Below are 13411 nucleotides of genomic sequence, written 5' to 3' on the forward strand. Positions count from 1 at the left end.
GATGAGGGTGCCCGTCAACGACGATGACGTCCCCCTTTACCCTGACCTGTCAGGGTCTTGCGCAGGGCCAGGCGGCCAGAACCTCTGGAATCTTGTCCATGTAACGCCAGAGCCGTGGTGACGGAAACACCGAGACTCTCCGCCACCTGCGCGATCGTCTTGAGTGGAATCACCGTGCCAACGGTGAGGGGGCCTGCCACGTCACACCACCTTGGGCACAGTGACAGGCTCGTCAGCGCCCGCCCCGTTTCAGCACGTGGAGGATGAGGAGATGCGTACGGCGTTCAGCTGTCCGCCGGTGATGCAGTTCGTGGTCTTGGGTGGTGTTCCGGGCCCGAGCCTTCCGTAGCTGTTCGAAGGAGCTGTCGGTTTCTGTCGGCGTCCTTGCGGTCCTGTGCTGCTTGTGTGCCGGGTGACCGGGGTTCTGGGCGGGGCAGCAGGGGGGCGGGCCTGCGGGTCTGCAGGGGCGGGTCGCAGATCCGGCTCCTGGTCTCTCGGGGTTGTGTTTCGTTGTCTGGTTCACGGATGGCTTGTCCGGGTGATCGGTCGGGGAATGCCTCTGCCTGGCTGCTTCCGCGTTCAGGTCGCACCAGGCGGTGGAGGTGCCACCGGAGTGAGCGCGGTTGCCGAAGCGGATGTACAGGTAGCCGTCGGGCTGGTGGGGGTTTGGAGGGTGTGAGTTGATGGCTTCCTGGGTGTCGGGTTATTGCTGGTTGATGAGGAGTATGCGTGTGTGGGGGACGAGTTTACGGTTGACGCTGGTGCTTTGTATGAAGATGGTGAAGTCGTTGTTGTGGTCGGGTTTGATGCGGGCTTCTGTGTCGGGCAGGCCGAGGAGGGTGCGGGCTTCCGGTCCCGTGTAGATGCGGTCGGTTTTCTTCTCCAGTACTGCGATCTGCTTCTTTGCCTGGATTTTCTCTGTCTTGTTCAGCTGGTAGAACGCGCAGCCGGTGCGGTAGGTGTGCCCGGTTTCGGTGACCCAGTCCCGGATGGCTGCTTCGCGGGTCACCGGGATGAGTTGGTAGTCCGAGGGATCGGCGGGGGTGAGGCCGGCTGCTTTGATGGTGTCCTTGTTGACCGTTTCTGCGCCGGTGGAGAATACGGCCCGTGTTCCCCGGATGCCCTGGGTGCGGCCGATCATGAATTTTTCGGTGGCCTGCTGGATGACCTGTCCGGCTTCTTCCAGGCCTTGGGTGCTGGTGGCGTCCCAGATGGCGATGTTGTCCTTCGGGAAGCCGCACTGCATGGCCTCGCGTTTGCCCATCTGGTCCGGCACGAGTACGGCCAGTGTCCAGTTGTCTTCTTGTGCTGCGGTCATCTTGGCCACGGCCTGTACCAGTTCGCGCTGGTCCGTGGCGGGGGCGTCCGGGGAGCGGTGGCTTGCGTTTTCCTGCCCGTCGGTGAGTATGAATGTCAGGAAGCTGTGGTCGCCGTACAGCTGGGCTGTCTGTGCGAGCTCCCGCTGTGACTTCAGTGCGGCCGCCAGGAGGGCCGTCATTCCGCCGACCTGGTAGAGCTGTTTCAGGGACGGCATGCGCAGTACGTCCTTGTCGTAGATGACGCACTCCACCGTGTTGGCGAAGACGTATACCGTGACGCGGGTTTCCTGGTCCAGTTCTTCCGACCGGCGGGCCAGGTAGGCGATCTGCTGGTCGGCGACTTCGACGACCTTGCGGCTCAGGCGTGACATGGATGAACTGGCATCCAGTACGAGAGCAACGTGATTGATGTAGTTCTGGTTTCCGGACATGACAGCTCCCCCTTTTTTTCTTGTCTTCCGACTCGGTGCTCCGATCCTCGCACCCGCCACTGACAATCGGTCCTGGCTGCCGGGCGGGATGCGGACCGCGGGGAGGACTGACCTGCAACAAGGGGGGGGCGGCTGTCGCGCCGCGGCGGTTTGCTCCCCGCAGGAGCCGTTGGCGCGCTCCCGGCCCGCCGGCGCGCCGTGGGACGGCTCGGGGAAGGGGCGGGCGGCCCGCGGCCCGCGGCCCGCGGCAGGCGGCCGGGTGGATCGGTAGGGGCCTGCGCGTTCATCCCGTGTCTCCGGTGCCTGCCCGGGGAGTGGGGTAGGGGGCTGGGGTCTGATGGTCGGTTATGCGGTGGGCTGGTGGGCGTGTCCTGGCCGGCGGGACGAATGCCTTCAGTGGGGCCGGGTGGCCTGCGTGGGCGGGTGGGGGAGTGGGGGCGGCAGGTGTGCCGGTGGCTTCGGTCGTGTAGCGGGGGACGCGGGTGGTGGTGCCGGCTCCGGAGCCTGTGCCAGGGGCATGGGGTTGTCCGTTGCGCGGGCGGAGGAGGGGGAGCAGGGTGTGGCGGCCCGCGTTGAGTCGTTGCCGGTGGGTGTTGGGAGTGCGGTGGTGTCTTGGAGGAGTGCAGGCGGGGAGCGCGGCGCGGAGCTGGATGGATGCGCCCGGGGCCTGGGGGATGAGCAAGGGCGTGGTGCCAGTGCTGGGGACGGGTTCTCCTGGCCGGTGGATCGGTATTCGCCTGCCGGGTGTTTGACTCGCCTGTCAGCTTAACGGCCATGTCACTGTGCCGGGTTGGAAGAATCGCACGGCGCCCAGCCGTACATCACTCGTTGGATCGGCGGTCGTGGTTGTTCTCTGCCCTCCCGCGCCGAGGCGGTGTCGGCGTACGCCGCTCTGGACCGGGACGCACTGCGGGCTGCCGCACTGACGGTGTTGCGGAGTGGAATCGGCTCTGAAGCCCCTCTGAATCCGCTCTGAAGCTCACTGACGGAACGCTCTGCGCAGACGTCGCGAGACGTCTCGATCCCACGTGGTTAGGTTCCCGGAATATCGGAAGCGAGAAAGGTGCGGAATGCGAAATCTGAGGCGGAGTGTCGCAGTGGCCGGGTTGAGCGCTGTGGCTGCCTTTAGCCTTGCTGTCCCCCAGGCGGTGGCGGGCGAGGCCGCTGCAGCTCAATCTCTGTCCTGCAAGAAGCACGTCGGTGGCAAAACCGGCTGGGTCGAGTGCAAGGGCAAGGGCCAGTGGCGCACGATCTCGATCTGCGACTTCGAGCAGGACCGTACCAGCGAGTGGTACAAGCAGAACGGGGGAACGAAGCGGAAAGCCGTCCTTAAGTGCTGGTGGGATTTGGCGGACATAAAGATCGAGAAGAGGTAGCCCTCGAGAGTCGCCGGGGGCCTTGGACGGCGGGGTGCCGCCCGCGTGAGTGCTGGACGGCGGCCAGCGCATCTCGCGCAGCGCTGGCCGCTGTCCAGACCGGGTGGTCTGTCGGAGGGTTGCTGCTGGCGGGCTCTTCTGGGGGGGGGCGGTCGTCTCCGGCGGGCCCGGTGGTGTGTCTGGTGTGTAGGCCGGCCGTGAGGCCGGGTGGGCAGATCGTGTTCGTGTGGGTCTGCGCCCGTTTCTTCAGTATGGGTGCGTGGCTGGTGGAGGGTCAGTTGTTGTTCCAGCGCCCGCTGGCCGGCCGGGATTCCGGGGGTGTTCGTTCACGGTCGGCGCGATGTGGGCGGCCCGGCACGGATGGCGTGGGTTCTGGCGTAGGTGTGGCCCGGCGTTTGGCTTCGTTTCTTTGGGGGCTCGGGGCTCGGGGCTTGCGGGGGAGTGGGGTGGTGCAGGAGCGGTCCGGGTGGCTGTCGAGGGCTTTCAAGTACCACTGATTCCCGGGCCGGATGGAGTCCCGGGTCCTGGTTGGGGGCCTTCGGGTTCTGTGCCGTGTAGGCGGCGGGCCGGGCTGCCTGTGCCTGGTCCGGGACGGCGCGCCCCGTACCAGGCACCCGCATTGAGGCCTGCGGCTTTCCCCTTTCGGGCCTGGTGTTTTGCCGTGCACTGTTGCGTCCTGTCCGGTCTCCGGTATCGAAGGCGCTGCCGCGGGCCGGCGTCTTCATTGTCAAGGGAAATTCGTTGCCTTGCCTTTGATTGTGGGTCTTTGGGGGTTGGTTGGTGTAGTGCCGGTTCGTGGTCTTGTCTCCGGTTTCGTGGTCTGCGGGGACGGGCCCGGGGGCGCCGCCCGTCCCGGTTCCCGCAGCAGCTGCCTGGGGAGGGTCGTGAGGCCGGTCGGCAGCTTCTTCCCTGCCGGTCTGCGCAGGGCTGTTTGCCGGCGTGTCCGGTCACTCTGCTGGCCGGGCTCTTGCCGATGTCCTGCGCCGCGGCGCCAGGGAGAGCTCCGGTGTGGGGTTGTCTGGGGGGGGGCGAGGTTGCCGGGTTGCCGGTGTGTGCTCCACCACCTGGAAGACGATCCTGCACCTGCAGGACGGTTCCTGGGGCTTGAGTGCAGCGCTGTTTTCAGCCCCGTTGCCGGTGACCAGGTCTTCTGCCGGCCTCGGCCTCGGCCCGGTGCCGGCGTCACCGGCCGCCCGGCGTTCCTCCGCGTGCTCGGCAGTCAGGCCTTCACGATGTGGTGTCCGGCGCTCATCCGTCCCGGGATGCGGGCTGGTCCCCGGTCGGTATTGCTCCGCGAGGCAACGCTTGCTCGGGGCGTGTCCGGTGAGTCGCATCGGAAAGGGGGCGCCATCCGAATCGGGGAAGGTTCGGCGGTGTGCGATGCCCGGGTGTTCAACGGTGCACGATGCCGGGTCGGTGCCGGGTCGGTGTCGGGTCGGTGTCGGCTGGTGGTGTGGGGTTGAGGGGCGGTCGGGTGGTCGGGTGGTCCGGTCGCGTCGTACTGCCGGTCGTGGTTGACACGTTCCGGTGGACAAGGCCGGGAGATGCCCACTCGGCTGCAACGTGGGCGATCGGCCGGTCCGGGTGTCGTGGTGCTCGACACCCCCCGGGGGGGGCTCCGCGGGGACCGGACCGCACGGCGATACCAGCCTTGGCGCCCGTGTGCCGCCCGAGGCCCGTGCCGTCGTTCAACGAGGTGTCGGCGGTCCTGGGTTCTGAGCCGGGGGTTGGCGTGGGTTATCGGATGCTGTGGTTTCCGGTGGTGTCCTGGGCCAGCGGGCCGCCTGGGCCCGGGCCCGGGTAGGTGTCGTCGGTGTGGGTGGGGGCTTTCGGCAGGTGTCGCAGGGTGAAGATGCCGAGTGCGGTGTGGAGGATGCCGGCGAGGGCGGCGGTGATGTGCAGTGCGGTGACGAAGGCTGACTTCGCATCGCCGATGACGGTGGCTGTGAGGCCGGGGGCCTGGAGTGTTTCGTTGAGGGTGCCGGCGATGTGGGGTCCCTGGAGGCGGAAGATCAGGGCGGCCAGTGAGCCGAGGAGTGCGATGCCGAGGGCGTTGCCGATCTCGTTGCTGGTCTCGGCGATTGCTGCCGCGGATCCGGCGCGTTCTGGGGGGACTGCGGCCACGGCGGTGTCGGCGACGACGCTGAAGGAGATGCCGTAGCCGAGGCCGGTGATGATGGTGGATGCCACGTACCAGCCGATGCCGCTGGAGGCGCTGGTGGCCAGCAGCAGGAGCAGGCCTGTGGCGATGAGGAAGTGGCAGGTGATGAGTGCTGCCCGTGTGCCGGTACGTGCGGCCAGTGCCGGTGTGACGATGCAGGTGAGGGTGAGTGCAGCCGCTCCCGGGAGTGCGAGGAGGGCTGCGTCCAGGACCTTTAGTCCGAGGACGGACTGGAGGTAGATGCCGCTGAGGTAGGCCATGGCCGACCATGCGGCCAGAGGCAGGAGCCCGGTGATGGCCGCGATCGTGAACACCCGGTCGCGGAAGAGGCTGAAGTCGATCAGCGGGTGCTCGAGGTGGAGTTGCCGCCGGGTGAACCACCCCAGGGTGAGGATGCCGGCGGTCCCTGTGGCTACCGGGGTCGGGGTCAGTCCTTCTGCGGCGGCGTGTTTGATGGCGTAGACGGTCAGCAGGATGCCTGAGGCAGAGAGCAGGATGCTCAGGATGTCGGTGCGGCCGGCAGGTGTGGCAGGTACCTCGCGGAGCAGGACCGGGGCCAGGGCCAGGAAGAGCACGACGACGGGGAGGTTGATCAGGAAGACCGATCCCCACCAGAAGCTGCTCAGCAGTTGTCCGCCGACGACCGGGCCGATCGCGAAGCCGGCGGCGAAGGCGGCTGCGAAGATCCCGATCGCTTTCGCCCGCCGGCGCGGGTCGGTGAACAGTGCGCTGAGGACCGCCAGTGCCGATGGCAGCAGCGTGGCACCGGCCACACCCATCAGTGCCCGGAAGGCGATCAGGAGTTCCGGCCCAGGGGCGAGGGCTGCCCCTGCCGAGGCCGCGCCGAACACTGCGGTGCCGGTCATCAGGAGCTTCAGCCGCCCGTACCGGTCGCCGATGTTCCCGGACGCGATGAGCAGGGACCCGACGGCGAATCCGTAGGCATCCAGGATCCACAGCGCCTGGCCGGCAGTCGGCGACAGCGCCCGGGAGATCTCGGGCATCGCCAGGAACAGGACCGAGCCGTCCATCGCGACCAGCAGTACCGGGCCGAGGACCACCAGCAGGCCGAGCCAGGCCCGCGGGCCGGGGGAGTGAGGAATGCGCTGTGTGTTCATGCATCCGACGGTGCGATGCCGGTCCACGCGGCAGCCATCCCCGTGTCATGGGTACACCTCGCAGGGGCACCCGGACACAGACCGTGGCGCTTAGGCTCGGGGTCATGGAACTGGAGAGCCTCGGGGCCTATCTCAAGACCCGCCGCGACCGGGTCACGCCTGCCGACGTCGGACTGCGTACCTACGGCACCGCCCGCCGGGTGCCGGGCCTGCGCCGCGAGGAGCTCGCCCAGCTCGCCGGCGTGAGCGCCGGCTACTACACGCGACTGGAGCAGGGCCAGGCCGGTACTGCCTCCCGGCAGGTCCTCGATGCGCTCGCCGGCGTGCTCCGGCTCGGTCCGTCCGAGACAGCCCACCTGCACAACCTCGCCCGTCAGCCCGCCACATCACACCTGGTCCGTCCCCGCCCGGAAAGGCCGCATCAACGGGTGCTCGCGCTCCTGGCGTCCCTGGGGGACAGCACGCCGGCCGTCGTGCTCGGCCGCCGCGGTGACGTACTGGCCTGGAACCGCACCGGACATGCCCTCGTCGCGGAGCACGTCGGCTTCGAGGCGCCCCACGATCTGGCGCGACGGCCGTCCATCCCCCGGATGTTCTTCCTCGACTCCCTCACCCGGGACCTTCACCGGAACTGGGATGAACTCGCCCGGATCCACGTCGCCTACCTGCGGCTCACCGCGGGCCGGTATCCCACCGACGCCCGGCTGGCCGAACTGATCGGCGAACTGGCCATGCGCAGCCGGGACTTCGCCAGGCTGTGGGCCAGGGGCGACGTCGCGGACTGCACCGTTGGCACCATGCACCTGCAGCACCCGACCGTCGGCGACGTCGGCATCGACTATCAAGTGTGGCTCCAGCCCGAGAGCCCCGACCACCGGCTGGAGGTCTACACACCCCACGACACCGCCTCGGCCGACGCGCTGCGCCTGTTGTCCAGTCAAGTCGCCGGTCAGCTCGCCGGTCAGCGGAATCCCGGGGCCGTTCGTGCCGGGGTGGCCGGGCGTCCGGACAGGGGTGCCTCGCTGTCGTGACGGTTGCTCTGGAAGGGGTGGCGGTTGGTGGTGCGGCTGGTCATCCGGCTTTTGCCGCCGGTCAGGGCACCCCGGCTGCCGCCGCTGGCTGCGGTCAGGCCGGGTGTCCGGCGCAATGAGCTGCTGGTGCCCCGGAGGGCGTACTGCGCGGCGTCGGTCAGCACGCCCTGCCCCAGGCGTTGACAGCCCACCCTCGCCGGGCGGGTTCCTGGGTGACGCGTGGTTCGTGGGCGTCACCGACGGCTTTCCTGCGCTGAAAGCCCGGCATACGGGGAGTGTTGCGCATCCGCACTGTTGCGCAACGGCGGCCGGATGCCGTCCGGCCAGGTCAGGGTGGTCCCGTTGGCGGCCGTTGCCGGTTGCCATCGTTCATGGGCGTCTGCTGGCGTCTGCTGGGGTCCGGCGGTCTCTCATCGGGCGTGCAGCAGGTTGACCGGATCGTGTCCCCGGTGCCGGGCTGTTGCTCCGCCTATGGGAGGGGGAGTGGTCTTCGCGTGGTGACTGGTTGCCGGATGGGCCTGACTCCGGACGGCCTTGCCTGACAAGACCCGCACCCTGCCGCTCCCCGTATGAGCGGAACGGCAGGGTGCGTGGTCGCGGGGGCCGGCCCGGGGCCGGGCACTACAGGATCACCGCGCTGGATCGCAAGTCCGCCCCGTGCACGCGAGGTATTGCCTGCCGCTCTGCGCTGCAGCGCCAATACGGAGAGGGGATGGGGCCGGTGGGCCTGGCTGCTGGTGTCTGGTCCGGGGGCGTCGTCCCGGCCGGGTGCCGGCAGCCAGGCCCGCGGCTGCCCCTTTGTTTGCCTGCCGTTTTGCCGCGCACCGTTTTATCCTGTCCGGCCCCCGGCATCGAAGGCACTGCCGCGCACCGGCGTCTTTGTTGTGAAGGTAATGCTGCGATATTGCCTTTGATTATGGTCCTGTAGAGGCTGGTTGGTGTAGTGCCGTTACGTGGCTTCCCAGTTCCCTCGCCCTGCCCTGGAGGCGTCCCGGACCCGGGGGGAGGGAGGGGGGAGGGGGAGGGAGGCGGTGCTGCCGGTCGCTGAGAGGAACGCTGGCCGCCGTGCCCTGCGGCGCCGCGCCGCAGGGCACAGCGGCCGGGTCAGGATCCGCCCCGCCGGCCCCGCCGGCCCCGCCGGGCGGCTGCTTCCGTTATGCGTCTGCGGGGTGGTGGCTGGGCGGGGTGGTCTTTGCCGTGGCGGCGGTCTCGAGGTGTGTCAGGAGCGCGTCGGCGACGGGGCCGGTGGCACTGGGGGTGAGCATGTGGCCCATGCCGGGGATCAGCATCAGGTGTGCGCCGGTGATCGCTTGTGCGATGAGCCGGCCGTGTCCGGGCTTGACGGGTTCGGCGGTGCCTTCGATGACGAGGGTCGGGACGGTGACCCGTGCCAGTGCGCCGACCGGCTCGCATTCGAGGTCGGTCATACCGGCGAGCCGGTGGTTGGCTGCAGTGCGCGGGTCGCGCATGCGGTCGTGGAGCTTCTCCTCCAGGCGGCGCTGGGCGTCCTCGTCGAACTCGGACGGGCGCTCGGTGCCGTGGAGGACGCGGGCGATTTCGATCTGGAAGTCGATGGCTTCGGCCCGGGTGGCCGGGGGCGGGCTCATGGCCGCCTGGCGGAAGAACGCCGTGAATTCCGGTGCCGGTTCCGGCAGGCTGCCCTCGGGCTGCGCTTCGCCGGTCAGGGCGCGGACGAGGACCTGTCCTTCGTGCTCGCCCAAGGGGGATGAGCCGATCACGGTGAGGCTGTCGACCCGGCCGGGGTTCTCGACGGCGATCCACTGGGCGAGGAGCCCGCCTGCCGAGTGGCCCACGAGATGGGCGGAGTGGATCTCCAGGGCGTCCATGAGGCCTACGGCGTCGGCTTTGAGGTCGGCCCAGGTGTAGGGGTGCTGGGTGAAGTCGCGGGCGGTGGAGCGGCCCACGTCCCGGTGGTCGTAGCGGATGACGTGGTGGCCGGCTGCGGCGAGGCGGCCGACGAACTCGTCCGGCCAGAGCAGTCCCTGGCTCATCGAGCCGGCTATGAGGAGTACCGCCGGGTGGGAGGGGTCGCCGAACTCCTCCGTCCACAGCTCGATGCCGCCCACCGTGACCATGCGTCCCATTGCAGGCATTCCTTGCCCCCGCTTTCGGTGTTACGTGCTTGGTGTTCGCGTTCTCGTTTTCGTCCGCCTGTCGTTGCGGACAGGCAGAACTCTGCCGTCCCCGGCCCACCGGTGGTATCCGTAGGACCACTGGTGCCGGACTACTGGCCTTCCACTGGTGCCACGGCCGGGAGGCTGGCCTGCCCGTCACCCGCAGCAGGCGGTCCGGCCCGGTCAGGGACCACTGGCGGCAGGCCGCTGGCCTCCCCGCCGGCCCCCGGCGCCATGGAGCCTCCTGCCAGGGAGCACGGTGACAGCATCCGCCGCGCGGCCCGGCCCCGTGCCGCCCGGTCAGCGCCTGCCGGGGCTGCCCCGCGGCGGGCGGCGGGCCAGGCCTGTCACCCGCGGCAGGAGATCCGGCCGGTCATGGCAACTGGCACTGGACCACGGGCGGCTTCCCACCGGTGCCACGGAGCCTCCTGCCGGAGGCACGGTGACAGCCAGCCGCGCCGTCCGGCAGGCGGCTGCCGGGGCTGCCCTCACCGGTGGCGTGCTGGCTGGTCCGTCACCCGCGGCAGGCGGTCCGGCCCGGCCAGGGCCACTGGCGCTGGACAACTGCTCTCCCACCGGTGCACCGGTCCACGGGGGCTACGGCCCAACGGTCCACCGGTGCCGCCGGTGGGGTTCTGGTCCGTCACCGCGGCAGACAGGACAGCCCGGTCAGGGCCACTGGCGCTCCGGCCTACCGGCGCTCCGGCCTACCGGCCGTCCGACCACCGGCCCACCGGCCCACCGGCCCACGGGGCGGCACCGGTGCACGCGAGCTACGAAGTCTCGTACGGCCCCACCGGCGGCATGCTGGTTCGTGGTCTGTCACTGGAGCAAGCGGGCGAGTTCGGTGCGGGAGGTGATGCCGAGTTTGGGATACACCTTGTACAGGTGGTATTCGACGGTGCGCGGGCTGAGGAAGAGACGGGCCGCGACGTCCTTGTTGCTCACTCCTTCGGCGACGAGCCGGGCGATGCGCAGTTCCTGGGGGGTGAGGGTCTGCAAGGGGGCGGGTCCGGCGGGTTCGGGGCTCTCGCCCGCTGCCCGCAGCTCGCCCTGCGCACGCTGCTCCCAGGGTGCGGCCCCCAGACGGTGGAAGGTTTCCGCGGCGTCGCGCAGGTGGGGGCGCGCCTCGCCCGCGCGGCGGTCGCGGCGCAGTCGTTCGCCGAGGAGGAGTGCGGTGCGGGCCCGGTCGTAGGCGCTGGCGTCCCGGTCATCGCCGGTATCGAGGAGCTCAAGGGCCTGCTGCAGGAGACCGAGGCCGGCGGCGTCGTCGGCGGTCAGTGCCCTGCAGCGGGCGAGTACCGCCTGTGCCCGGGGTGAGGTGGCGTGGGCCGACCACCGCTCCAGGAATGCGGTGGCGGCACGGGCGGCCGCGTGGTCGCCGGCCGCGGCGGCGGCCTCGACCCGGTCGGCGGTGGAGCCCCACGCCACGATGGGGTGTCCCGCGCCCGGTCCCGCCGTGGTCAGCGCCATGAGCCGTTCATGGGCGCGGTCGTGGCGGCCGAGGCCGAGGTCGAGCAGACCCAGTGCGTACGACGCTATCCCGGCGCGCAGCCCGAGACGGTGCGGGATGGCGATGGCCAGGGCCTGGTGGGCGTAGGAGCGGCAGTCGTCTTCGTGGCCGCGGACGGCGGCGCAGACGGCGAGGTTGGCGAGATGGGCGGCAGCGGAGTTGTCGAGGCCGGCCTCCCGGGCGAGGGCCAGCCCTTCCTGGGACAGGGCGGTGCTGAGTGCGAAATTGCTGTTCATGCGCTCGGCGGTGGCAGCGTTCTCCAGGACGACGGGCAGCGTGCCCACCATGCTGGAGACCTTCGCGACGCGGCCGGCGCGGGCGCCGTGGCGGGCGGCGGCGTCGCTCTCGCCGAGCAGACTGGCCGCGGCCGCCGCCCACAGCAGGTGAGCGGCCTGCCCCCCGCCGCCACTGCCACTGCTGCCACTGCCTCCGTCGTGGTCGTGGTCCGGGACGGCAGCCAGGGCCCGGCGCAGTAGACGCGCGCCCTCACCGGTATCCCCGGCGTGCCATGCGCCCATTCCGGTCAGGATGTCGCGCAGGAACACATCGGCAGCATCCCCGGACCCCGCCGACGCCCCGGAGGGGAGGGCCAGTCCGGCCGCCCGGCTGCCGATCCGCACGGCGGCACCGGTGTCGCCGACGTACGAGGCAGCCTCCGCCGCGTCGGCGAGCAGAGCGAGGACGATCCGCCGGGCATCGCCCGTACGTGACGGCTGCGGCGCGCCCGCGGCACCGCGCGCGCCCGGGGCTTCAGGCCCCGCCACCGGACCGGACCCCACCGGCCCACCCGCTGCCCACTTGCCCGTGGCCCACCCGCCCGCTGTCTGCCCGTCCGCCGGCAGCATGTGCGCGGCGGCGCGTTCGGCCGCGTCCAGGAAAGCCCGCAGCGCCTCGGCGGCGTTACCGGAGGACAGCTCGAACCTGCCGCTGAGCTGCGCGATCTCGGCCAGCAGGACAGGATCCTCGGCCAGCTCCCGGGCGGCTGCGAGGGCGGACTGCGCCCGCCCGGGATGCCCGCCCAGCCATGCCGCCGCCGCGGTGTCCTTCAGCCGCCGGGCCCTGCCCCGCACATCCGGGGTCAGCTCGGCGGCCCATGACAGCATCCGTGCGGCGTCGGCGTAACCACCGCGGGCGGATGCCCGCTCGCCGGCGGCGGCGAGTTCGGCGGCGATCTCCTCGTCGGGGCCGGTCGCGGCCTCGGCCCGGTGCCGGGCCCCGCGGTCACGGTCGCCCGCCTCGGACAGCAGCGCGGCAAGGTGCCCGTGCACCGCCCGGCGCGCCGCCGCGCCTGCCCCGGCGTGCACGGCGGCACGGATCAGCGGGTGCCGGAAGCGGACGTCGGCAGGCCGGATATCGACCACACCGGCAGCCTCGGCGGCATACAACGCATCGGGGGACACACCCAGCCGCTCCGCGGCCGCCCGTATCAGCCGCACGTCACCGCGCCCCTCCAGCGCGGCGGCGAGCAGGACGAGCCGGGTGTCCCCGGGCAGCCGCGCGATCTGCTCCCCGTAGACGGCGGCCATGCCGTCCCCCAGGGGCAGCGGGTCGGGCAGCGGCGCCCGGCCCGTCAGCTGCTCCACGGTCAGCAGGCCGGCCGTCTCCCGCAACGCCAGCGGGTTGCCGCCGGTCGCCGCGGTGAGGACATCGGCCACACCAGGCGCAGGCCCGGCCGCCGCACACGCCGCCAGCACCTCCCGCGCGCCCTTGGCATCCAGTCCCGCAAGGTCCATGGCGGGCAGGGTGCGCAGCGCCTGCCTCGCCCCTGCGGTGTCCCGGGTGCCGATCAGCAGCCCCACCCCGTCGTCCCCCAGCCGCCGGGCCGCGAACAGCAGGGCATCGGCAGAGGCCTGGTCGACCCACTGGAAATCATCGACGACACACACCAGGCCCCCGGCCGCCGCCGCCTCCGCCAGCAGGGAGAGCACCCCGGCCGCCACCAGGAACCGGTCCTGGGCGGCCGCAGGCTCCGCCAGCCCCAGAGCAGCCCGGACCGCGTCCCGCTGCGCACCGGGCAGCGCACCGGCCAGGGCGGTCACCGGGCGCAGCAGCTGGTGCAACGCGGCGAAGGCCATACCGGACTCGGGCTCGGCGCCGGTCGCCGACAGCACCCGCGCAGGAGTGGCACGCCGGGCGGCGTGGTCCAGGAGCGTCGACTTGCCGGCCCCGGGCTCACCGCGCAGCACCAGGACCCCGCCGGCGCCGGAGCGCACCTTCGTCAGAAGCCCCTCGATCGCCTCGAGTTCGCCCTCACGCCCGCTGATCCGCTCGACCACCATTTGCTTCGCCCGTGCCCCCGGTGAACGCCGCAAGGACGGCCCCGTGCC

The 13411-nt window shown here is 70.8% G+C and carries 6 protein-coding genes; 2 read left to right on the forward strand and 4 right to left on the reverse strand.

Annotation, left to right across the window (positions count from 1 at the left end):
* Window positions 1–703: 703 nt before the first annotated feature.
* Complete coding sequence (locus AS857_RS01705; protein WP_058041269.1) at window positions 704–1750, reverse strand: vWA domain-containing protein; 1047 nt, start codon at window positions 1748–1750, stop codon at window positions 704–706.
* Between the two features lie 1097 nt (window positions 1751–2847).
* Here AS857_RS01705 and AS857_RS01710 point away from each other — a divergent pair.
* A complete protein-coding gene (locus AS857_RS01710) occupies window positions 2848–3126 on the forward strand; it encodes a hypothetical protein (RefSeq protein WP_058041270.1) in 279 nt (92 codons plus the stop codon).
* Between the two features lie 1737 nt (window positions 3127–4863).
* Here AS857_RS01710 and AS857_RS01715 read toward each other — a convergent pair.
* On the reverse strand, window positions 4864–6405 hold the full coding sequence (locus AS857_RS01715) for an MFS transporter (protein ID WP_079109992.1): 1542 nt from the start codon (window positions 6403–6405) through the stop codon (window positions 4864–4866).
* 104 nt (window positions 6406–6509) lie between these two features.
* On the opposite strand from AS857_RS01715, the gene AS857_RS01720 reads away from it, so the two are divergent.
* Entirely contained in the window at window positions 6510–7436 is a 927-nt protein-coding gene (locus AS857_RS01720; RefSeq protein ID WP_058041271.1) for a helix-turn-helix transcriptional regulator, read from the forward strand.
* A 1154-nt stretch (window positions 7437–8590) separates the two neighbouring features.
* Here AS857_RS01720 and AS857_RS01725 read toward each other — a convergent pair.
* Entirely contained in the window at window positions 8591–9541 is a 951-nt protein-coding gene (locus AS857_RS01725) for an alpha/beta fold hydrolase (RefSeq protein ID WP_245699538.1), read from the reverse strand.
* A gap of 852 nt (window positions 9542–10393) precedes the next feature.
* The gene (locus AS857_RS01730; protein ID WP_058041272.1) at window positions 10394–13363 is read right to left on the reverse strand and encodes a helix-turn-helix transcriptional regulator; all 2970 of its coding nucleotides are present in this window, start codon (window positions 13361–13363) and stop codon (window positions 10394–10396) included.
* Between the last annotated feature and the right edge of the window lie 48 nt (window positions 13364–13411).

The sequence above is a fragment of the Streptomyces roseifaciens genome (assembly GCF_001445655.1).
In the GTDB taxonomy this organism is placed as follows: Bacteria; Actinomycetota; Actinomycetes; order Streptomycetales; family Streptomycetaceae; genus Streptomyces; species Streptomyces aureoversilis.

Coding starts and splice junctions, on each gene's coding strand:
- AS857_RS01705 (WP_058041269.1), bottom strand. CDS start 1,750: ATGTCCGGAAACCAGAACTACATCAATCACGTTGCTCTCGTACTGGAT.
- AS857_RS01715 (WP_079109992.1), bottom strand. CDS start 6,405: ATGAACACACAGCGCATTCCTCACTCCCCCGGCCCGCGGGCCTGGCTC.
- AS857_RS01720 (WP_058041271.1), top strand. CDS start 6,510: ATGGAACTGGAGAGCCTCGGGGCCTATCTCAAGACCCGCCGCGACCGG.
- AS857_RS01725 (WP_245699538.1), bottom strand. CDS start 9,541: ATGGGACGCATGGTCACGGTGGGCGGCATCGAGCTGTGGACGGAGGAG.
- AS857_RS01730 (WP_058041272.1), bottom strand. CDS start 13,363: ATGGTGGTCGAGCGGATCAGCGGGCGTGAGGGCGAACTCGAGGCGATC.